Genomic DNA, 21357 nt, shown 5'->3' with positions numbered 1-21357 from the left:
GACTGACGATCAGGACTGCACGTCGCCGAATTCGCCGCGCATGCCGGCTTCGACGAGCGCCGGCAGTTCGTCCATCCTGCGCATGATCCGCGTGATGCCCATCGCGCGCAGCGCGTCCGCGTAGTTGTCGGGGATGTGGCTCGCGCCGACGAACGCGATCGTCTTCATCCCGGCCGCCCGCGCGGCATTCAATCCCGAGATGCTGTCCTCGACGACGACGCAGCGCGCCGGCGCGACGCCGAGTGTTTGCGCCGCGTGCAGGTAGACGTCGGGGTAGGGCTTCGGCCGCGCGACCTGTTCGGAACTGAATACCCGCTCGCCGAAGATCTCGGTGAGCGACGCGCGCTTCAGCGAGCTGCGCACGCGCACGAGCCGGCTGTTCGACACGACTGCGGCCGGCAGCGTGACCTTCAGCAGCGCGTCGCGCACGCCGCTGATCGGCGCGAGCGATTGCGCGAGCGCGATTTCGATGTTGTGCTCGATGGTCTCGATGAAGTTGGCGGGCATTTCGACCCCGAAGCGGGCTTCGATGCCGGTGAGGAAACGCGACGTCTGCTGGCCGAATGCCGACTTCGCGGCGGCTTCGAAATCGAGGTTCGGGAACGTGGCGGACAGCGTGTCGAGCAGCACGCGGTCGGCGATGACTTCGCTGTCGACGAGCACGCCGTCGCAGTCGCAGATGAGGTGATCGAGCATGGTGATGAAAACGCGGAATATCGGCGACGCCGATCGATTCGCCATCATACGTGCTTTCACGCGCCGGCCGCGCGACGTGGCGGCACATTTGCCCGATGCGGCCGTGCCGTTGCGGCCGGTCGTGCCGGAGTGCCGCCGGCCATGCGGCAGCGGCGACCCGTTTGCGCGGGTCGCCGCCGTTCACGGCGTCACAGCGCGATCACGCGCCCCGTTTTCCACGACGCCATCGCGGCTTCGGCCAGTTCGAGCGCGGCGAGCCCGTCGTCGATCGTCGTCCGGACCGGCGCGCCGTCGCGCAGCGCGTCGACGAAGTGCGCGATCTCGGCCGCATATGCGTGCCGGTAGCGTTCGAGGAAGAACGGCTCCGGCACGTCCGTCGCGATGCCGCCCGCGAGCCATGCACTCACCTCGGTCGGCCGCACGTTGCCGGCCTGCAGCATTCCGTGGCTGCCGAGCAGCTCGAAGCGCTGGTCGTAGCCGTAGGCCGCACGCCGCGACGTGTTGATCTGGCACAGCAACCCGCGCCGCGTGCGGATCGTCACCGCGGTCGAATCGATGTCGCCGGCGTCGTGCACGGCCGGATCGGTCAGGCAGCTGCCCGTCGCATGCAGCGTCTGCGCTTCGTCGCCGAGGATCCAGCGGAACACGTCGAAGTCGTGGATCAGCATGTCCTTGAAAATGCCACCCGAGCGGCGGATGTAATCGGCCGGCGGCGCGCCCGGATCGCGGCTCGTGACGACCAGCATTTCCGGCGCGCCGATCTCGCCGCGCTCGACGCGCGCCTTCAGCGCCGCGAAGGTCGGGTCGAAGCGGCGCTGGAAGCCGATCATGCAGGTCACGCCGGCGCGCCGCACGACGTCCGCGCACGCACGCGAGCGTTCGACGGTGAGGTCGACCGGCTTCTCGCAGAACACCGCCTTGCCGGCGTTCGCGGCGGCGACGATGAGGTCCGCGTGCGTGTCGGTGCTCGACGCGATCACGACCGCCTTTACCGACGCGTCGCCGAGCGCGCGCTCGATGTCGGCGACCTGCGCGCCGTGCGTGCCGGCGAGCGCTTGCGCCGACGGCGCGTGCCGGTCGATCACGTATTTCAGTTTCGCGCCCGGCTGGCGCGCGAGATTCGCCGCGTGGATCTTGCCGATGCGGCCCGCGCCGAACAAAGCGAATTCGATCATTCCGTTCTCCCGTGGATTGTGTCGTCTTGCCGATGCGCTCAGCGATCCGCCAGTTCGCCGCGCACGTAGTCGATGCTCGCCCGCAACCGGTCTTCGATGTCGTCGGCTTCGGCGATCTCGCTCGCGAACGGCTCGAACGACAGCGCACCGCTGTAGCCGCGCGCGAGCAGTTCGCGCAGTTGCCGGATGTTGCCGAGCCGGTCTGCGCCGCCGACCAGCACGCGGTGGCCGTCGCGCATCCGGTCGACCGGCAGCTCGGCCTCCTCGACGCCCGAGATGTGCACGAGGCCCGTCAGGTTCGGGAAGACGATGTCCTCGCCGGCGAGGTGATGGTGGAACGTGTCGTGCACGAGCCGGAACACCGGCTCGCCCGCTGCCGCGTAGATGCCCTTCACCGCGTCCGATTTGCGGCGCAGCGCGCATTCCTCGAAGCCGAGCGGCTCGATGAAGCCGAGCAGGCCGCGGGCCGCGAGGATCGGCTTCAACGCCTTCAGCGCCGTCACGAGATCCGCGTGGCGGGCGTCCGCGCCGCGCGTGTCGGCGCGGCTGTTGGTCGGGCACAGCACCAGCGCACGCGCGCCGCATTGCGCCGCGTAGTCGGCCAGCACGGTCGCTTCGTCCGCGCGCTCGGCGTTCCATTGCTCGAAGCGCTGCAGCGCGTTGATCGTCTGGATCGTCACGCCGCCGGCTTCGGCCGTCGCGCGGACGGCGGCGGCCGGCGTGCCGTCGGCGAGCTCGACGCCGTCGAGATCGTTGCGGATCTCGATCGTGTCGACGCCGAGGCGCCGGCACAGCGCGACGTAGCGGTCGAGCGGCAAGCGCGGCGCGCTCGTCCGGTTCAGCGAAAAGTGGAGGGCGTGCTTCATCGTTCTGTCCTTGAGGCGTGAGTGGTGCAGGGTTCGGATTCGGTGCCGGCTCGCGCGGCGAGTGTGTGCCACGTATCGCGCAGCCATTGCGCACACGCGACGTTGTTGTCGAAGATCGAATAGCGTGCGCCGCCGCCGTAGTCGGGAAACGGGATGAACTCGCAACTGATCTGTTCGAGCCGTGCCGGCTGCACGTGAGCGTGAACCTGCATCTGCGCCTGCAGCAACTGGCGCAGCGCGGCCTTCCACGTGTCGAGCGCGTCCACGCGCCATTCGCCGTGATACGCGCCCGGCGCGGGTGCGACGAACGGGTACTGGATGCCACGGCCGGGCTTGCCATCCGCGCGGCGCATCCAGCGGTTGTCGGGGTTGTTCGGGCTCACGCTGCGCGCATGCGCATGCCGGACCCAGCCGCGCGCGATCCAGTCCGCGTAGATCGCGGTGGGCGACGCCGGGTCGAGCATCGCGCGGCCGCCGTCGACCGGTTCGCGCAGGCCCGCTGCGTCGAGCTCGGCGCGGTTGCCGATCTTGAACAGCAGATGCGAATGATCGAGCGTGATCCGGAACGGCGCGCCGGCCTGCTCGACGTGCCGCGCGACGCGCGCCACGCGCGCGAAATCCTCGCTCCACATGTCGACGTGCACTTCGAGGCTCGGCAGGCAGCCGACCGGCTCGCCCCATGCATAGGCGCGCAGGTAGAAATCGGCGACTTCGCGATCCGACAGCCGATGGCCGTCCGCATGATGCGCGAACAGCTGGCCGTTGAGCACCGTGCTGCCGAAGCGTGCGCCCGCCGCGACGATCTCGGCGATATGCGCTTCGTCGCGGCCCGCGCACCAGATGCCGCCGATCACGCGAATCGGCAGCGCGTGGCGATCGACCAGCGCGAAATACGGCGACAGGTCCTCGCCGCGCGCCGGATTCTTTTCGATGTAATCGAACACGCCGGCAGCGGCGACCTTCCGGAAGCGCTCGGCGGGCGTGGGCGGCGGCAGCCCGTCGTGTTCGAGCACGCCGTCGAGGTTCACGCCGATGAGGATCGGTTCAGCCATCGTCTCCTGTCCGTTGTCGTCTATCGATGGCTGTCCAATGTACGGATGCGCGGCGCGGGCCGCATGACAAACGTTGACGAAAAATCGCCAATGCCGCGGTCGATTTTTTCGCCGTGCGCAGACGGTGCGTCGCACGGCGCGATTCACGCCTGCAGGTATGCGCTCGTCCTCACGTTCGCCAGGCAGAACACGCGGAATTCGACGGGGTCGTCCGGCGGCGACTGTTCGACGATGCCGCACGCATGCAGCACGTGCTGCAGCGCGGAAATCGCCTGTCCGTCCGGATCCTGGTCGATCGCGAGATCCATCGCGCCGGCTTCGATGAAGGTGCGGTGCAGGTCGATCATCTCGTGGCCGATCCACACCACGCGCCCGAGCGCGCCGGCCTTGCGCAGCGCCGCTTCGATGCCGGCCGAACCGGCGCCGCTGTTGTAGATCGCGACCACGTCGTCGTGCGCCTGCAGCGCCCTCGTCACCGCGCGATAGCAGCGGTCGTCCTGGTCGAGCGTCTCGACCGGCGCGTCGTCGCAGCGCACGGCGGCGAACGCGTCGGCGAGCTGATCGCGGCAGCCGGCCATCCGGTCGGCGTGCGCGCGGTAGCCCATGCGCCCGCCGAGCAGCAGCACGCGGCCGGGGCGTGCCGCGAGGCGGCCGATGTAGTAGCCGGCCGTGCGCCCCGCGCGGTAGTTGTCGATGCCGGCGAAGTGCGCGCGTTCGATGCCGCCGATGTCGGTGACCATCGTGACGACGGTCTCGCCACGCGCGATCGCGCCGGCCAGCGCATCTCGCATGCGGGCCGTGTCGTGCGCGGTGACGATCAGCGCCTCGCGCCGGTACGCGGGCCGTTCGATCAGCGTCGCGGCACGCTCGTCATCCGCGGCGGGCAGGATCGTCCGGTGCACGACCACGCGCCGGTCGAGCATTTGCAGCGAACGCTGCAGCGCCTGCTGCAATCGTCGGAAGAACGGCGCGTCGGTGTCGGGCAGCAGCACGTCGACGTGGATCAGCCCGTGCCGCGTGTCGGGCAATTGGCGCGGCACGCCGAGCTGGCGAGCGGCCGCCACCACGCGTTCGCGCGCCTGCGCGGAGACGCTGCCGCGCTCGTTCAGCACGCGATCGACGGTCGTCGTGCTGACGCCGGCGAGCGCCGCGATCTCGTCGAAGCGTGCGGTGCGCTTGCGCCAGCGCGGCCCCGATTCACCTGCCATGGTCGTCTCCATCGTGAGGGGCGCCATCGACCGCGTGGCGTTGTCGGGAACGCTAAAGCGATGGCGAAATTTCGTCAACGTTTCGATTGAGGCGGGGCGACCGGTCGCCTAATTTCGGTCTTATGCGAAGCGTTTGCCGCGCTTCCCGCGCACAAGACCCCCAGGAGACAGACGTGGCCCATACCGACGACCCGGCACGCGAACGCACGGCGGCGCGCCGTCAGGCATACCGAATGATTGGCGGCGCCGGCGATCGCGCGGCGGCCGCCGGGCTCGTCAACGCCGCGTGGTACCGATGCGCGGTGCCGCGACCGCTGATGAAGCAACTGATGCAGCGCGGCGATGCGCGTGCGATTCGCGACACGCTGATCTGGTACGCGGCGATTGCGCTCAGCGGCGCGCTCGCGTGGCTGGCGTGGCGTGCGCATTCGGCATGGGCGATCCCGGCGTTCTTCGTGTACGGCACGCTGTACTGCAGCCCGGCCGATTCGCGCTGGCACGAATGCGGGCACGGCACCGCGTTCCGCACGCGCTGGATGAACGACGCGCTGTACCAGGTCGCGTCGTTCCAGGTGTTCCGCCGCGCGACTGCCTGGCGCTGGAGCCATGCGCGCCATCACACCGATACGCTGGTCGTCGGGCGCGACCCGGAAATCGCCGCGCCGAAGCCGACCGACTGGCTCGCGCTCGCGCTGAACGTCGTCGCGCTGAAGCACGTGGCCGGCGAGCTGCGCAAGATGATCGCGGTGTCGTTCACGGGCCGGCTCGACGACGAGGAGCGCACCTACGTGCCCGAATCGGAATGGCCGAAGGTCGTGCGCGAGTCGCGCATCCATCTCGCGATCTACGCGCTCGTGACGGGCGCCGCGGTCTACTGGCGCACGATCCTGCCGCTGCTCTACATCGGGCTGCCGAGCCTCTACGGCGCGTGGCTGTACCTGTACTTCGGCCTCACGCAGCACGCCGGCATGCCCGAGAACGTGCTCGATCACCGGCGCAACTGCCGGACCGTGATGATGAATCCGGTGTTTCGCTTCCTGTACTGGAACATGAACTATCACGTCGAGCACCACATGTTCCCGATGGTGCCGTTCCATGCGCTACCGAAGCTGCACGACGCCGTGAAGGCCGACATGCCGCCGCCGTACCGCAGCACGCTGGCCGCATATGCGGAGATCGTGCCGGCGCTGATCCGGCAGACGCGCGATCCGTCCGATTACGTCGTGCGGCCGGTGCCGGATGCCACGCGTGCATGACCGCTATCGAACCTGCCAACGAAGGAGACACACCATGACGCAATGGATCGACACCGGCGCGCTCGACGACATCGACGACGAAGATGTCGCGCGCTTCGATCATGCTGGCCGCACGTACGCGATCTACCGGATCGACGGCGAGGTGTATGCGAGCGACGGCCTGTGCACGCACGAGCAGGTGCATCTCGCGGACGGGCTCGTGATGGATCACGTGATCGAATGCCCGAAGCACAACGGCCGCTTCGACGTGCGCGACGGCCGGCCGCTGTCGGCGCCCGCGTGCGAGAAGCTGCGCACGTACCGCGCGAAGATCGAAGACGGCCGCATCCTGATCGAGGTATGACGCGATGATGAGCGACCGGGTGATGGCGATCGTCGGCGCGGGCCATGCGGGCGGCCGCGCGGCGCAGGTGTTGCGCGCGTGCGGCTGGCGCGGGCGCATCGTGCTGATCGGCGCGGAGCCGCATCCGCCGTACGAGCGGCCGCCGTTGTCGAAGGGCGTGCTGACGGGCGAGCGCAGCGCGGCGCAATGCCGGTTGCGCGAGGCGCAAGCCTGGGCGGCCGATCGCATCGAGCGGGTCGTCGCGACCGTCGAGCGCATCGATCCGGATGCACGCGAAGTGCGCGTGTCGGGCGGGCACGTGTTCGGCTACGACGCGCTGCTGCTGGCCACCGGCGGCCGTGCGCGCCGCCTGGCCATCCCCGGCGCGGCGCTCGACGGCGTAGTCGCGTTGCGCACGCTCGACGATGCGGCCGCGCTCGGCGCGCGGCTCGTGCCCGACGCGCGGATCGTGTTGATCGGCGGCGGCTTCATCGGTCTCGAAGTCGCGGCGTCGGCGCGACGGCGCGGCTGCCGCGTGACCGTGCTCGATGCGGCGCCGCGGCTGCTCGGTCGCGCGGTGCCGGAAGCCATTGCGACGCGCGTGCATGCGCTGCACGACGAGCAGGGCGTGGCGATTCGTCTGAACCGGACGCCGATTGCGATCGAGCGAACCGCGGGCGGGGCGCTGGCCGTCGTGCTCGACGACGGCGACACGCTGCTCGCCGACACGGTCGTGGCCGGCATCGGCATCGAACCGGCCGACGAACTGGCGCGCGACGCGGGCCTCGCGGTCGAGCGCGGAATCGTCGTGAACGCGCGGCTCGAGACGTCGGGGCCCGGCATCTACGCGGCCGGCGACGTCGCGGTGTTTCCGAGCGCGTTATCGGGATTGCCGATTCGACAGGAGACGTGGCACGGCGCCGATACGCAGGCGCACGTCGCCGCCCGCAACATGCTCGGCGCGAACGAACCGTATCGCGACATACCGTGGTTCTGGTCCGATCAATACGATGCGCAGTTGCAGGTGGCCGGGGAGCCGGCGCTCGGCACGCAGTCGGTCGCGCGCATGCTCGGCGACGACGCGGAAATTCATTTCCATTTCGATGCGGGCGCACGGCTCGTCGCGGCCAGCGGTTTCGGCCGTGCAGCGGGATTCGTGAAGGAAATGCGCGTCGCGAGGATGCTGGTCGAACGCGGGATCGACGTGGCGCCGGCCGCGGTCGCGGACGTCGCGGTGAAGCTGAAATCGCTGATGGCGGCCGTGAATGACCGGTAGACGAAAAGAAGGGAGTGAAGCGCGCGGCAGCGCACGCCGCGCGCTTCGTCCACACCGCGATCAGGCCATCGCGTGCAGGCGCAGATACAGGCCGGCCGCCGCGGCGCCGCCGAGCAGCGGGCCGATTACCGGCACCCACGCATAGCGCCAGTCGCTGTCGCGCTTGCCCGGGATCGGCAGCAGCGCATGCATGATGCGCGGCGACAGGTCGCGCGCGGGGCTCATCGCATAGCCGGTCGGGCCGCCGAGCGAGATGCCGATGCCGAGCACCAGCAGGCCGACGGGCAGCGCGTCGAGCGCGCCGAGGCCGACTTGCGGCGACGCGAGATACAGCACGCCGAGAATCAGCACGAACGTGCAGATCGCTTCGGTCAGCACGTTGTGTGTGGTGCTGCGGATCGCCGGCGCCGTGCAGAACACCGCGAGCTTCAGGTCCGCATCGGCTTCCTTCGCGAAGTGCTGGCGATACGCGAGCCACACGAGCAGCGCGCCCGCCATCCCGCCGAGCATCTGCGCGAGCACGTAGCCGCCGACTTTCGACCATGCGAACTTGCCCGCGAGCGCGAGGCTGATCGTGACGATCGGATTCAGGTGCGCGCCGCTGAACGACGCGGTCACGTAGACCGCGACGAATACCGCCATCGCCCAGCCCATCACGATCACGATCAGGTCCGCGCCTTTGCCCTTGGTCTTTGCCAGCAGCACGTTTGCGACCGCGCCGTTGCCGAGCAGCACGAGGATCGCGGTGCCGATGAATTCTGCAATATAAGGTGACATGATTGTCTCTCGAAGTCACGGCGGACTCGCGCGCTGCGCGGTCCGCCGGTGTTGTTGTATGTCGTTTGAAGTCGTTCGGATTACTGGGTGTCGTCGGCCCATGCCTTCGCGGCGCGTACCGCGCGCTGCCAGCCGGCCATGCGCTGTTCGACCTGCTCCTTCGGCATCGACGGTGCGAAGCGGCGATCGAGCTGCCACTGGTCGCGCACTTCATCGAGGTTCTTCCAGTAGCCGATCGCGAGGCCCGCGAGATAGGCCGCGCCGAGCGCGGTCGTCTCGGTGATTTGCGGGCGCACCGCGTCGACGCCGAGCAGGTCGGCCTGGAACTGCATCAGCAGGTCGTTCGCGCTCGCGCCGCCGTCCACCCGCAGCTCGCCGATGCTGATGCCCGAGTCGGCTTCCATCGCGGCCAGCACGTCGAGCGACTGGTACGCGATCGCATCGAGCGCCGCGCGCGCGAGGTGCGCGGCGGTCGTGCCGCGCGTGACGCCGAACACCGAGCCGCGCGCCCGCGCGTTCCAGTGCGGTGCGCCGAGGCCGGCGAACGCGGGCACGAGGTAGACGCCGTCGGTATGCGGCACGCTCGCGGCGAGCGCTTCGATTTCGGCGGCCGTCTTGATGAGGCCGACGCCGTCGCGCAGCCACTGCACGACCGCACCCGCGATGAAGATGCTGCCTTCGAGCGCGTACTGCACGTCGTCGCCGATCTGCCACGCGATCGTCGTGACGAGGTTGTTCTTCGACTCGATCGGCTTGTCGCCGGTGTTCATCATCAGGAAGCAGCCGGTGCCGTAGGTGTTCTTCACCATGCCCGACGTCGTGCACATCTGGCCGAACAGCGCCGCGTGCTGGTCGCCGGCGATACCCGCGAGCGGGATCTTCGACGCGAACACGGTGGTCTTCGTGTGGCCGTAGATCTCCGACGACGCCTTCACTTCCGGCAGCATGCTGCGCGGAATGTCGAGCAGTTCGAGCAGTTCGCTGTCCCACTCGCGCGTGTGGATGTTGAACAGCATCGTGCGCGACGCGTTGGTCACGTCGGTCACGTGCAGTTCGTGCTTCGTGAAGTTCCACACGAGCCAGCTGTCGACGGTGCCGAACGCGAGCTTGCCTTGGCGCGCCTTGTCGCGCGCGCCCGGCACGTTGTCGAGGATCCAGCGGATCTTCGTCGCGGAGAAGTACGAGTCGATCGGCAGGCCGGTCTTCGCGCGCACCTTTGCTTCGAGCCCTTGCTTCTTCAGCGAGTCGCAGAAGTCGGCCGTGCGGCGATCCTGCCAGACGATCGCGTTGTAGACGGGCTGGCCCGTCTCGCGATCCCAGACGATCGTCGTCTCGCGCTGGTTCGTGATGCCGATCGCGGCGATCGACGTGCCGTTCAGGCCCGTGCGCGTGACGGCTTCTGCGGCGACGCCGGCTTGCGTCGACCAAATTTCCTGCGGGTCGTGCTCGACCCAGCCGGGTTGCGGGTAAATCTGTTCGAATTCCTTCTGGGCGATCGATACGATGTTGCCCTGGCGATCGAACAGCATCGCGCGGGAACTCGTGGTGCCCTGGTCAAGCGCGAGGATGTACTGGTCCTGCATGTCTCTCATCTCCATCCGTGGATTGGCTTAGTTGTGATGCGCGCCGCATGTGGGCGGCGCGTCGGTGAATCAACGTCGGTCAGGCAACGGCAACTGCAATGTGCATTCGAATCAGGCGTGCGGCGCATGCGCGGCGGCGAACCACGCGTCGACCGCGGCGGTCACGGCGTCCAGCGTGCCGGGCGCGACGTGCAGGCCCAGCTTCGAGCGGCGCCACAGCACGTCCTGTGCGCAGGTCGCCCATTCGGCGTCGCGCAGATAGCGCAGTTCGGCGTCGTGGATGCCCGGTGCGATTTCGGCGCCGAGGTCGGCGAGCGAGGTCGCGCTGTCGACCACGCGCTCCGCACGCGTGCCGTACGCACGTGCATAGCGGCGTGCGAGCGCGGCGGGCAGCCACGGATGGCGTTTCGCGAACGCACTGGCGAACCCGTCGAACTTCGCGTCGGCGATATCGCCGCCCGGCAACGCGACGCCGGCCGTCCAGGTCTTCGCGTCGCGGCCGAGCGCGCGGCACAGCATGTCGCCGGCTTCTTCCGCGAGCTTGCGGAACGTCGTGATCTTGCCGCCGAACACCGACAGCAGCGGGGCGCCCGCGCCGTCGTCGAGTTCGAGGCGATAGTCGCGCGTGACGGCCGACGCGTTCGCCGCGTTCTCGTCTTCCAGCAGCGGGCGCACGCCCGAATAGGTCCAGTGCACGTCGGCCGGCGAGATCTTGCGCTTGAAGTAGCGGTTGATCGAATCGCACAGATATTGCGTCTCGTCGCGATCGATCGCGACCTTCGCGGGATCGTTCGTGTATTCGACGTCGGTCGTGCCGATCAGCGTGAAGTCGTGCTCGTACGGAATCGCGAAGATGATCCGCTTGTCCGGATTCTGGAAGATGTACGCGTGATCGTGATCGAACAGGCGGCGCGTGATGATGTGGCTGCCCTTCACGAGCCGCACGCTGTGATGCGCGCCGCGGCCGAGCGCGCCGTGCAGCACGTCGCCGACCCACGGGCCGGCCGCGTTCGCGATCGCGCGCGCCTGCACGACGCGGATCGAACCGTCGGCGTGCTGGAGCCGCGCTTCCCATTCGTCGCCGCGGCGTTCGGCGGACACGAGCTTCGTGCGCGTGAGGATCTCGGCGCCGCGCTCCTTCGCATCCATCGCGTTCAGCACGACGAGGCGGGCATCGTCGACCCAGCCGTCGGAATACACGAAGCCGCGCTTGATCGAGTCGATCAGCGGCGCGCCGGCCGCATGGCGGCGCATGTCGATGCCGCGCGAGCCGGGCAGCAGTTCGCGTTTCGCGAGGTGATCGTAGAGGAACAGGCCGATGCGGATCAGCCAGGCCGGGCGCAGGTTCGGCATGTGCGGCATTACGAAGCGCAGCGGCCACATGATGTGCGGCGCCGCGCGCAGCAGCGTTTCGCGCTCCTGCAACGCCTTGCGCACCAGTCCGAACTCGTTGTACTCGAGGTAACGCAGGCCGCCGTGAATCAGCTTCGTGCTGGACGACGACGTATGCGACGCGAGGTCGTCCTGCTCGCAGAGCATGACCGACAGGCCGCGGCCGGCCGCATCGCGCGCGATCCCCGCGCCGTTGATGCCGCCGCCGACGACGAGCAGATCGTAGCGATTCGGTTGGGTCACCTGCTGTCCTTATCGTCTGTTGAAATAGGGCGAACATGAAATGTTCGAATTCGAAATTTAACGAACGAAATCGAAAAAGTAAAGTTCGATAAAGCGGGGCCAGTAGCGCGCGACACGATCCCGGACGATACTGGCGAAATCGACCGTTTCGCGAGGTGAATCATGCGTATTGGGATGTGGGCCGGCGTGTGCGCCATCCTTCTGGCGGGGTGCAGCGCGGGTACGCCGCCGCTCGCCGGCAACTGGCGGGCGCCGTCGTTCGTCGACCTGCAGACGTCGTGCGGCGGCGCCGTGCGCGACTGGGGCGCGGACGCGCAGCCGGTCTATTCGACGCTGTACGACGCGTACGTCGCGAAACGGTATCGCGGGCTGACCGAAGCGAACTATTGTGCGTTCGTAAACGAACTTTCGACCCACTATGTGGCGCCTGACGCGGCGGCGCGCGCGGGCTGGATCGCGTATTTCAACGGAGCGCGCGCGCAGGCCATCAGCTGGCGGGCGGCGGTCGATCCGACGCTGCGCGGCGGTTGAAGCCGGCGGCGACGAACGGGCCGGGAGGCGGAAACGACCGCGCGGCCGGATGCCGGCCGCGCGATCAGGTCAAGGTCGGGAACAGCGGGGCTTACGAATAGCGGTACTTGACGGATCGCAGCGTGGCGTCGCCGGTCTCGGTCACGCAGTATCTGCGCCCCGAGCCGAGCCCTTCCAGGCGGACGAGCTGTTGTTCGAGCAGGATGTCCAGTTCATCCCGATCCATGTCGCGCTGATCAGGCGCGTCCTTCACAAGCAAGAGCGTGGCGAATTCATGCGGACTCAGCATCGTTCTCTCCATGGCAATCGGACTGCCCGCGCGGCCGGCGCATACGCCGACGCGCGATACCCCGCGGGGTATGGCTTGGGGGGAAAGCTGTATTCGCCGGCCCTGCAGTTCGCACCGCCCTGGCACAGGCGGATCGGCGAACGGGCCGGGGAACTGGAGTCTAGTCGAGCGCACACGCAACGACAAATCGTGCCCCGTTAATTTTCCGTTTGACAGAAGGGCATGCCGCAAGCGGTTCGTGCGCGGCGCCAACTTCTTGATTTCACTTGAAGTTTCAGGTGCGGTGCAGCATCGCAACCGTCATTCCGCGACGTACACCTGGGTGCCGGCGGCGGCCACCGTATCGGCCATGTCGGGCGGCAGCGGCTTGTCGGTGAAGAGCGCGTGCACCTGGCTCAGATGGCCCTGGCGCACGAGCGCCGGGCGGCCGACCTTCGAATGATCGGTGACGAGGTACACCGTGCGTGCATGCTGCATGATCGCCTCGGCGACGCGCACCTCGCGCGTGTCGAAATCGCGCAGCGTGCCGTCGGCCTCGATCGCCGACGTGCCGATGATCGCGTAGTCGACCTTGAACTGCCGGATGAAGTCGATCGCGAGTTCGCCCACGATGCCCTTGTCCCACGGCCGCACGATGCCGCCCGTGATCAGCACCTCGCAGTCGGGGTAGCCGCTCATCATCGACGCGACGTTCAGGTTGTTCGTGATCACGTGCAGCCCGTGATGGCGGTTCAGCGCGCGCGCGACTTCCTCGGTCGTCGTGCCGAGGTTGATGAACAGCGACGCCTGGTCGGGGATGTGCGACGCCGCGAGCGCCGCGATGCGCCGCTTCTCGTCGTGGAACATCCGCTGGCGCGCGGTGTACGACACGTTCTCCGAGCTGGTCGGCAGGCTCGCGCCACCGTGATAGCGGCGCAGCAGGTTCAGGTCGGCAAGCCAGTTCACGTCGCGGCGGATCGTCTGCGGCGTGACCGCGAAGTGCGCGGCGAGATCGTCGACGGTCACGAAGCCGTCGCGCTGCACCCATTCGAGCAATTCCTGCTGGCGCGCGTTGAGGGTGAGGCGGGGATCTCGGGTCATGGCTCGATGGTCGTGTCGTGAGACGGAGCGGGTATTGTAAGGGCGGCAACGGCGTTCGGCCGGCCTGCCGGACATCGGCGCGCATGATTCATGCGGAAATGGCATGGATTCATGTGACAAATGAATTTGTGCGATCGCGCCGATCGCGCTGCAATGGCGGATTGCCCGTTCGCACGGGCCCGTTCATTCAGCTTTCGACGAGGTGGTCTCGATGAGTGGCTTCAACTGGCACAACCCGTATCCGTCGACCCGTATTCCGGTGTTCGCGCGCAACGTCGTGTCGACGTCGCATCCGCTGGCCGCGCAGGCCGGGCTGCGGATGCTGTGGAAGGGCGGCAACGCGGTCGACGCGGCGCTGGCCGCGGCCGCCGCGATCACGGTCGTCGAGCCCGTATCGTGCGGGCTCGGCGGCGATGCGTTCGCGCTCGTATGGGATGGCGACCGACTGTCGGGGCTCAACGCATCGGGCGTCGCGCCGGCCGCATGGAACGTCGACTACTTCCGCAAGCGTCACGGCGAGGACGCGCGCGGCAACGCGAACAAGCCGACCCGCGGCTGGGACACCGTCACCGTGCCGGGCGTGATCGCGGGCTGGGAAGCGCTGCACGCGAAGTTCGGTTCACTGCCGTTCGCGGACCTGCTCGAGCCGGCGATCGAGATCGCGGAGCGCGGCTTTTCGGTGCCGCCGATCGTCGCGCACAAGTGGGCGGCGGCCGTCCCCGAACTGCGGGGCCTGCCCGGTTTCGCGGACACCTTCATGCCGCGCGGCCGCGCGCCGCTCGTCGGCGAACGCGTGTGCCTGCCCCGTCATGCGCAGACGCTGCGCACGCTCGCGAAGGACGGCGCGCGGGCGTTCTACGAAGGCGCGCTCGCCGAGCGTATCGCCGCGTTCGCGCGCGAAGGCGGCGGCGCGCTGACCGCAGCCGACCTGCGCGCGTACCGGCCGGAATGGGTCGAGCCGATCGGCAAGCGCTTCGGCCGTCACACGATTCACGAGATCCCGCCGAACGGGCAGGGCATCGCCGCGCTGATCGCGCTCGGCATCGCCGAGCAGGCGGGCGTGACCGAGTGCCCGGTCGACTCGGTCGATTCGCAGCATCTGCAGATCGAGGCGATGAAGCTGGCGTTCGCCGACGTCTATCGCTACGTCGCCGATCCGCGCGCGATGGACGTCACGCCCGAACAGATGCTCGACGATGCGTATCTCGCCGAACGCGCGAAGCTGATCGATCGCGCGCGTGCGACGCACTTCGCCGCCGGCCGTCCGCATTCGGGCGGCACGATCTACCTGTCGGCGGCCGACGAGCGCGGGATGATGGTGAGCTTCATCCAGTCGAACTACATGGGCTTCGGCTCGGGGCTCGTCGTGCCCGGCGCCGGCATTGCGCTGCAGAACCGCGGGCACGGCTTCTCGATGGACCCGGCTTCGCCGAACGTCGTCGGGGGCGGCAAGCGGCCGTTCCACACGATCATCCCGGCGTTCGTTACCGAGGAAGCCAATGGCCGCACCGAGGCCGTGATGAGCTTCGGCGTGATGGGCGGCGACATGCAGCCTCAGGGCCATCTGCAGACCGTCGTGCGGATGCTCGGCTATGGCCAGCAGCCGCAGGCCGCGTGTTGCGCGCCGCGCTGGAAGGTCAATCGCGACTTCACGCTCGACGTCGAGGCGACGATGAACCGCGCGACGGTCGACGCGCTGGCCGCCCGCGGCCATACGATCCAGTCGATCGACGATCCTTACATGGATTTCGGTTCGGGGCAGTTCGTGTGGCGCCTCGATCCCGACGATCCCGAGCGCGGCTACGTGGCCGCGAGCGACAGCCGGCGCGACGGGCTCGCGGCCGGTTTCTGACGGATCGCTTCCGGCTTTCTTTGCAGTTGTCCAGCATTACGGGCGGCCCGGTGGCCGCCCGTTTCGTTTGATGCGGCGGATCTCGTCGACCGCGCGCAAGCGGTTTGAAGGACTCGTCTAACGAACGGCAACAGACGCCGTGGAACTGCGCGTGTCGGGTATGGTCAGTGCTCTGGAGCACGAACTTCAAAGTCCGGCTAAGATGCCAGGATGGTTCGGCCGGACCGACTCACTATAAACGCAAGTAAAACGCCGCCTGCGGATCGGCTGGCGCCTGTGCCCCAGGCATGGGCCGGCCTCCGCGCGACGACTGGGAGCGCACTACCATGGACACCAAAACGACGCATGTGATGCCGTGGCGTATCGAGGACATCGACCTGAACCGGATCGATCGTCAGCGTGCCGCCGCGAACGAGGATCTGCTACTGCTGCTGTGCGCGTCGTCGTTCATCGAAAGCGGCTCGGATCTCTATACGAGCAATCTGAGCGAATTCTTCAATGACGATCCGGAAGTCTCCGCATGGCTCAACAATGCATGGGAGCCCGAAGAATTGCAGCACGGCCGCGCGCTGAAGGCGTATATCGCGCACGTGTGGCCCGAGTTCGACTGGGATACGGCCTTCGCGAATTTCTTCGCCGAGTATTCGAAGACGTGCTCGGTCGAGGCATTCGAAAAAACCCGCGCGCTCGAAATGGTCGCGCGCTGCGTCGTCGAGACGGGCACGGCCACGCTCTATCGCGCGATCAACGAATGCTCGGACGAGCCGGTGCTGAAGGAAATCACCGACAACATCCGCACGGACGAAGTGCGTCACTACAAGCACTTCTTCAAGTTCTTCAAGAAGTACAACCAGGTCGAAGGCAACGGCCGGCTCGCGGTGCTCGGTGCGCTTGCGCGCCGCGTGATGGAAATCAAGAACGAGGATTCCGAGATCGCGCTGCGCCACGTGTTCGCGATCCGCTATCCGGACCGCGTCGGCGACAGCCAGTACAACCGCGAGCGCGCCGCGCGCATCAATTCGCTGGTCCGGCGCAACCTGTCGGCCGACATGTGCGTGAAGATGCTGCTCAAGCCGCTCGACCTGCCCGCGAAGATCCAGCCGGGCGTCCACTATCCGCTCACGAAGATCACGCGGCACGTTTTCCTGCGCTGATCGCCGCGGGGCGGCCCGTCGCGCGTATGCTGGCGCATCCTCATCCGATCCGCAGCCGGGCCACGCCATCATGACCGATACCCATCGCCACGCACTCGAACAATGGACGTTCGATGCGTGGCCGTCCGCCGTCGTGTCGCTGTTCGACGGCACCGCGCTCGAGCGTCACGCCGACGTCGCCGCGTCGCTGATCGTCGCGACCGACGACGGCCAGTTGCGCACGACGCTGCTCGGCGTCGGCGAAATCTACGCACACGATGCGCGCACGCTGCTGATCGCGCTCTGGCCGCAGTCGCGGGCGGCGCGCGCGATCGCGCAACGGCGCACGGCCGCGTTGACGCTGGTCGCGGACGGCGCGTTTTTTCAGGCGCAACTGGAGATGAGGCCGCTCGAAGGGGACTTCGGCGGACTGGCCGGATTCGCTGCGACGATCGCGCACGGCGATGCGCAGCGGGTCGGCTATGCGCGTCTCGCGACAGGCGTCACGTTCACGCTGGAACGGGAGCGCGCCGCGGTGCTCGCACGCTGGCAACGCCAGATCGAGCACCTGCGGCGCGCGGCCGCGCGGCTTCAGTGACCGCGCTGGCCGCTGCGCGACGAACGGTTGCGGTTCGGATGCGCGGCGTTGCCGCTTGCCGGGCGGGCGCCGTTGGCGCCGCCTGCCGGACGTCCGCCGCTATTGCCAGCGGCGCCGCCTTGCGTGCGCGGCTTCGCGGTCTTCTGCTGCGATGCCTTCGGTTGCGCGTTGCCGTCGCGTTTCGCGGCCGGCTGGCCTGAGCCGCCGGCACGCGGCTGGCGATTGCCGCCGCCACCGCCGCCGCCGCGCGGTTGCTGCTGGCCGCGGCGTTGCTGGATCGGCTCCGGCTTCGCGTTCGGATCGGGTTCGAAGCCCGCGATCACTTCCTGCGGGATCTCGCGCTTGATCAGCCGCTCGATGTCGCGCAGCAGTTGCTTCTCGTCGACGCACACGAGCGACACGGCTTCGCCGGTCGCGCCCGCGCGGCCCGTGCGGCCGATCCGGTGCACGTAATCCTCGGGCACGTTCGGCAGGTCGAAGTTGACGACGTGCGGCAACTGGTCGATGTCGATCCCGCGCGCGGCGATATCGGTCGCGACGAGCACCTGCAGCGTGCTGTTCTTGAACTCGGCCAGCGCGCGCGTACGCGCCGACTGGCTCTTGTTGCCGTGGATCGCCATCGCGCTGATGCCGTCCTTCGTCAGTTGCTCGGCGAGCCGGTTGGCGCCGTGCTTGGTGCGCGTGAACACGAGCACCTGGAACCAGTTGTGTTCGCGGATCAGGTGCGTGAGCAGCTCGCGCTTGCGGTCGCGGTCGACCGGGTGGATCTTCTGCGCGACGCTCTCGGCGGTCGTGTTGCGGCGGGCGACCTCGATCAGCGCGGGCGAATCGAGCAGGCTGTCGGCGAGCGCCTTGATTTCATCGGAGAAGGTGGCCGAGAACAGCAGGTTCTGGCGTTGCGGCGGCAGCTTCGCGAGCACGCGCTTGATGTCGTGGATGAAGCCCATGTCGAGCATCCGGTCGGCTTCGTCGAGCACGAGGATGTCGAGATCCGACAGGTCGATGGTCTTCTGCTGCATGTGGTCGAGCAGGCGCCCCGGCGTCGCGACGACGATGTCGACGCCGCGCTTGAGCGCATCGATCTGCGGATTGATGCTGACGCCGCCGAACATCACGGTCGAGCGCAGCTTCAGGTACTTGCTGTACGCGCGCACGCTTTCCTCGACCTGGGCGGCGAGTTCGCGCGTCGGCGTGAGGATCAGCGCGCGCACCGCACGCTTCGCGCCACGGTGCTCCGCGTAGAACGTATGCAGGCGTTGCAGGATCGGCAGCGTGAAGCCGGCGGTCTTGCCGGTGCCGGTTTGTGCGCCGGCGAGCAGGTCGCCGCCGCCGAGGACGGCCGGGATCGCCTGCTGCTGGATCGGGGTCGGCGACGTGTAGCCGAGCTCGTTGACCGCCTTGACCAGCGGTTCGGCCAGGCCGAGAGATTCGAAAGACATAGATACCACTCTTGAGTTTTATGATCGGCGATGCATCGCGCGGCCCGCGCGGCAAACCTGCATCGCAAAACAGCCAAAAAGCAAAAGGGCGCGGCCGCGGTTTCCCGCAGCCGCGCCCCGTTTGTGTGAGCCGCTTCTTAGTCGAGCGGCGCGGAACGCAGGTCGCTCACCTGTTGCGGCGAGATCGGCGTACCGTTGTTACCCCAAGACATCCGGATATACGTGACGACCGCCGCGACTTCCTGGTTCGACAGCGACTGCGCGAACGGCGGCATCCCGTACGGACGCGGATTCTTGAACGTGCTCGGCGGGTAGCCGCCATTCAGCACCATGCGGATCGGGTTGACGGCCGATTCCATCATGATCGAGTGGTTGCCCGCGAGCGGCGGATAGGCCGGCGGCTTGCCCGCGCCGTTTTCGGCGTGGCAGGTCGCGCAGTTGTCCGCGTAGATCTTCTTGCCCTGGTCGAACAGCGCGTTGCCGAACTGCTTCGACGGCTCGTACTGCATGTTCTTCGGCGCTTCGGCTTTCTGCGGGATCGACTTCAGGTACGTCGACATCGCGCGCGTATCTTCGTCGGTCATGTACTGCAGGCTGTTGTGGACCACGTCCGCCATCGGGCCGAACACCGCGCCCTTCTGCGACACGCCGGCCTGCAGCAGGTCGGACAGCTCCTGCACGTGCCAGTCGCCGAGGCCGAGCTCCTTGTCGTTCGTCAGCGACGGCGCATACCAGTTCTGCAGCGGGATCAGGCCGCCGGCGAACGCCGACGAGCTCACCGGGCCGCCCATCATGTTGATCGACGTGTGGCACATCGAGCAGTGGCCGAGGCCTTCGACGAGATACGCGCCGCGGTTCCATTCGACCGACTTCGTCGGATCCGGCTTGTATTCGCCTTCCTTGAAGAACAGCGTGCGCCAGCCGATCAGCAGGTTGCGGTTGTTGAACGGGAACTTCAGTTCGTGCGGACGGCTCGGCACCGACACCGGCGCGACCGAACGCAGGTACGCGTAGATCGCGTCCGAATCGGCGCGCGTGACCTTCGTGTAGCTCGCGAACGGGAAGCCCGGGTACAGCAGGCTGCCGTCCTTCGAGCGACCGGTGTGCATCGCGCGGTAGAAGTCGTCCGACGTCCACTTGCCGATACCGTTCTGGTCGTCCGGCGTGATGTTCGGCGTGTACATCGTGCCGAACGGCGTCGCCATCGGCAGGCCGCCCGCGAAGGACTTGCCGCCGCGCACGGTGTGGCACGCGATACAGTCGCCGACGCGCGCGAGGTATTCGCCCTTCTTGATCAGCGCGGCCTGGTCGGCCGGCGTGGCCGCGACGGCGGCAGCGCCGTGCAGCGTGTCGTTGCCCGGCCACAGGACCGGCACGAGGGCGGCAGCCGCGACGATCGCGACGGCCGAGAGTGCAAACAGGGACTTGCGTTTCATTGTGTCTGTCTCCCTTGCCTTATTGCGGTTCGCTGCCGCAGGCGAGCGGAGTCTTCATCGAACGCGCCGGGGCCGGCACGGGGTTGGCGGGCGCCGGTTGCGCGGCGAGCCACGCGGTCACGGCCGTCACGTCTTCGTCGGAAAGCTTCGCGGCGATGTCGTGCATGCAATCGGGCGCCTTCGCGTGGCGGTTGCCCGAGCGCCATGCGCCGAGCTGCGCGCTCAGGTAATCGGCGTGCAGGCCGACGAGGCCCGGGATCGCCGGCTGCATGCCGGTCAGCCCTGCGCCGTGGCAGGCCACGCAGGCCGGCAGCTTGCGGGACGGGTCGCCCTGCGTGACGAGCTGCTTGCCGCGTGCGAGCGTCGCGGCCGGCAGCGTCGGCTTCGCCGGCGTCGGGTACGGCGGACGTTCGGCCGAGAAGTGCTCGGCGATTTCCTTCAGGTAATCGTCGTTCAGGTACGTCAGCAGATAGTTCATCGGCGGGTACTTGCGCCGGCCGTCACGGAAGTTGACGAGCTGGTTGTACAGGTACTCGGCCGGCTTGCCGGCAAGACGCGGGAAGTAGTCGTTGTCCGTGCCCTGGCCGTGAACGCCGTGGCATGCAGTACAGCCGCGCACGCGCTCGGCCATGGTATCGGGTGCCTTGAGCGGCGCCTGCTGGGCGTGCGCTTGCTCCGTGGGCTTGGTCTGCGCTTGGGCAGCGCTCATAAGGCCCGCGCCGCCGATCATCAGAACGGCGAGCAGCGGACGGAAGAGGCGTCTTGAAGACACACGAGACTCCATGTTTATTCGTCGGGGACCTTGTCCGGGCTACGATCGGCTCGGCGCATGGACGGCAGGACAGCCGGGCTGCTGCGACGCGGCATTCTATCATCGATGGGTAATGACGGCTATTTGGCAAAAGGACATCGGTTCCTGTCCGTTTGCGACTTGCGACAATTTGACGCGCATTGTGCCGGGGGCATGTGAACCGGCGTGCGTTTTCCCCATCGAAGACCGTACACTCGCGGGTCGCGCGGCGCCGCCTCCGCCGCAGGTCCAGTCATTTCTCCCGTTTCCGGATTCATCGATGACGTTTTCTACCGTGCCGTTGCCTGCCTCCCGCTGTCCGTCCCGCTGTCCGTCCCGGTGCCGCCGCACTGCCGGCCTGCC

The 21357-nt window shown here is 67.8% G+C and carries 20 protein-coding genes; 7 read left to right on the top strand and 13 right to left on the bottom strand.

The genetic code is table 11. From position 1 onward, the window contains the following. Positions 1-9 precede the first annotated feature (9 nt). The 5 genes from GJG85_RS14235 to GJG85_RS14215 all read right to left on the bottom strand — a co-directional run bounded on the left by GJG85_RS14235 (position 10) and on the right by GJG85_RS14215 (position 4997). Positions 10-696, bottom strand: coding sequence for an HAD family hydrolase (locus GJG85_RS14235; RefSeq protein ID WP_124594599.1), 687 nt, complete (start codon positions 694-696; stop codon positions 10-12). Between the two features lie 188 nt (positions 697-884). Beyond that, on the bottom strand, positions 885-1871 hold the full coding sequence (gene iolG, locus GJG85_RS14230; RefSeq protein WP_050014627.1) for an inositol 2-dehydrogenase: 987 nt from the start codon (positions 1869-1871) through the stop codon (positions 885-887). 38 nt (positions 1872-1909) lie between these two features. After that, entirely contained in the window at positions 1910-2737 is an 828-nt protein-coding gene (locus tag GJG85_RS14225) for a TIM barrel protein (RefSeq protein WP_204383405.1), read from the bottom strand. Next, a complete protein-coding gene (locus tag GJG85_RS14220) occupies positions 2734-3789 on the bottom strand; it encodes a xylose isomerase (RefSeq protein WP_089488798.1) in 1056 nt (351 codons plus the stop codon). The genes GJG85_RS14225 and GJG85_RS14220 overlap by 4 nt, the downstream gene beginning before the upstream one ends. 143 nt (positions 3790-3932) lie before the next feature. After that, positions 3933-4997 (bottom strand): LacI family DNA-binding transcriptional regulator, encoded by a 1065-nt coding sequence (locus tag GJG85_RS14215; protein ID WP_050014623.1) that lies wholly within the window; start codon positions 4995-4997, stop codon positions 3933-3935. Positions 4998-5170: 173 nt separating this feature from the next. Here GJG85_RS14215 and GJG85_RS14210 point away from each other — a divergent pair, with 173 nt between their 5' ends. Genes GJG85_RS14210 through GJG85_RS14200 form a run of 3 tightly spaced genes read left to right on the top strand, consistent with a single transcriptional unit; the run spans position 5171 to position 7851 of the window. Beyond that, complete coding sequence (locus tag GJG85_RS14210) at positions 5171-6253, top strand: fatty acid desaturase family protein (RefSeq protein ID WP_185722658.1); 1083 nt, start codon at positions 5171-5173, stop codon at positions 6251-6253. Between the two features lie 34 nt (positions 6254-6287). After that, the gene (locus GJG85_RS14205) at positions 6288-6596 is read left to right on the top strand and encodes a non-heme iron oxygenase ferredoxin subunit (RefSeq protein WP_011546150.1); all 309 of its coding nucleotides are present in this window, start codon (positions 6288-6290) and stop codon (positions 6594-6596) included. Positions 6597-6600: 4 nt separating this feature from the next. Then, complete coding sequence (locus tag GJG85_RS14200; protein WP_204383399.1) at positions 6601-7851, top strand: FAD-dependent oxidoreductase; 1251 nt, start codon at positions 6601-6603, stop codon at positions 7849-7851. A 60-nt stretch (positions 7852-7911) separates the two neighbouring features. Here the strand turns inward: GJG85_RS14200 and GJG85_RS14195 are convergent, their stop codons facing one another. From GJG85_RS14195 to glpD, 3 genes are all read right to left on the bottom strand, one after another. After that, positions 7912-8628, bottom strand: a complete 717-nt coding sequence (locus GJG85_RS14195) for an MIP/aquaporin family protein (RefSeq protein WP_050014615.1) — start codon at positions 8626-8628, stop codon at positions 7912-7914. 80 nt (positions 8629-8708) lie between these two features. Next, positions 8709-10211, bottom strand: a complete 1503-nt coding sequence (glpK, locus tag GJG85_RS14190; RefSeq protein ID WP_050014613.1) for a glycerol kinase GlpK — start codon at positions 10209-10211, stop codon at positions 8709-8711. 111 nt (positions 10212-10322) lie between these two features. Beyond that, positions 10323-11846, bottom strand: a complete 1524-nt coding sequence (gene glpD, locus GJG85_RS14185) for a glycerol-3-phosphate dehydrogenase (RefSeq protein ID WP_124594603.1) — start codon at positions 11844-11846, stop codon at positions 10323-10325. A gap of 162 nt (positions 11847-12008) precedes the next feature. On the opposite strand from glpD, the gene GJG85_RS14180 reads away from it, so the two are divergent. Next, positions 12009-12377 (top strand): hypothetical protein, encoded by a 369-nt coding sequence (locus tag GJG85_RS14180; RefSeq protein ID WP_050014610.1) that lies wholly within the window; start codon positions 12009-12011, stop codon positions 12375-12377. A 91-nt stretch (positions 12378-12468) separates the two neighbouring features. Here the strand turns inward: GJG85_RS14180 and GJG85_RS14175 are convergent, their stop codons facing one another. Together GJG85_RS14175 and GJG85_RS14170 are read right to left on the bottom strand one after the other, a co-directional pair. Further along, positions 12469-12666 carry a hypothetical protein gene (locus tag GJG85_RS14175; protein ID WP_050014609.1) on the bottom strand — a complete coding sequence of 66 codons (198 nt, stop codon included), beginning with the start codon at positions 12664-12666 and terminating at the stop codon, positions 12469-12471. Positions 12667-12966: 300 nt separating this feature from the next. Next, complete coding sequence (locus GJG85_RS14170; RefSeq protein ID WP_034208319.1) at positions 12967-13746, bottom strand: DeoR/GlpR family DNA-binding transcription regulator; 780 nt, start codon at positions 13744-13746, stop codon at positions 12967-12969. Positions 13747-13957: 211 nt separating this feature from the next. Here GJG85_RS14170 and GJG85_RS14165 point away from each other — a divergent pair, with 211 nt between their 5' ends. From GJG85_RS14165 to GJG85_RS14155, 3 genes are all read left to right on the top strand, one after another. Beyond that, positions 13958-15598, top strand: coding sequence for a gamma-glutamyltransferase family protein (locus GJG85_RS14165; RefSeq protein WP_124638746.1), 1641 nt, complete (start codon positions 13958-13960; stop codon positions 15596-15598). Between the two features lie 326 nt (positions 15599-15924). Then, the gene (locus GJG85_RS14160) at positions 15925-16752 is read left to right on the top strand and encodes a ferritin-like domain-containing protein (protein ID WP_011546143.1); all 828 of its coding nucleotides are present in this window, start codon (positions 15925-15927) and stop codon (positions 16750-16752) included. Positions 16753-16822: 70 nt separating this feature from the next. Next, the gene (locus tag GJG85_RS14155) at positions 16823-17329 is read left to right on the top strand and encodes a hypothetical protein (RefSeq protein ID WP_204383391.1); all 507 of its coding nucleotides are present in this window, start codon (positions 16823-16825) and stop codon (positions 17327-17329) included. Here the strand turns inward: GJG85_RS14155 and GJG85_RS14150 are convergent. From GJG85_RS14150 to GJG85_RS14140, 3 genes are all read right to left on the bottom strand, one after another. Further along, a complete protein-coding gene (locus tag GJG85_RS14150) occupies positions 17323-18768 on the bottom strand; it encodes a DEAD/DEAH box helicase (RefSeq protein ID WP_050014604.1) in 1446 nt (481 codons plus the stop codon). The genes GJG85_RS14155 and GJG85_RS14150 overlap by 7 nt on opposite strands. A gap of 137 nt (positions 18769-18905) precedes the next feature. After that, positions 18906-20204, bottom strand: a complete 1299-nt coding sequence (locus GJG85_RS14145) for a cytochrome c (RefSeq protein WP_050014602.1) — start codon at positions 20202-20204, stop codon at positions 18906-18908. Between the two features lie 19 nt (positions 20205-20223). Next, complete coding sequence (locus GJG85_RS14140) at positions 20224-20988, bottom strand: c-type cytochrome (RefSeq protein WP_050014600.1); 765 nt, start codon at positions 20986-20988, stop codon at positions 20224-20226. Positions 20989-21357: the final 369 nt, after the last annotated feature.

Origin of the sequence: Burkholderia sp. MS389 (assembly GCF_016899425.1) — a bacterium.
GTDB classification, from domain to species: domain Bacteria; phylum Pseudomonadota; class Gammaproteobacteria; order Burkholderiales; family Burkholderiaceae; genus Burkholderia; species Burkholderia sola.
Note: the sequence above shows the minus strand (reverse complement) of the source record. Positions and strands in the feature narration are given on the sequence as shown.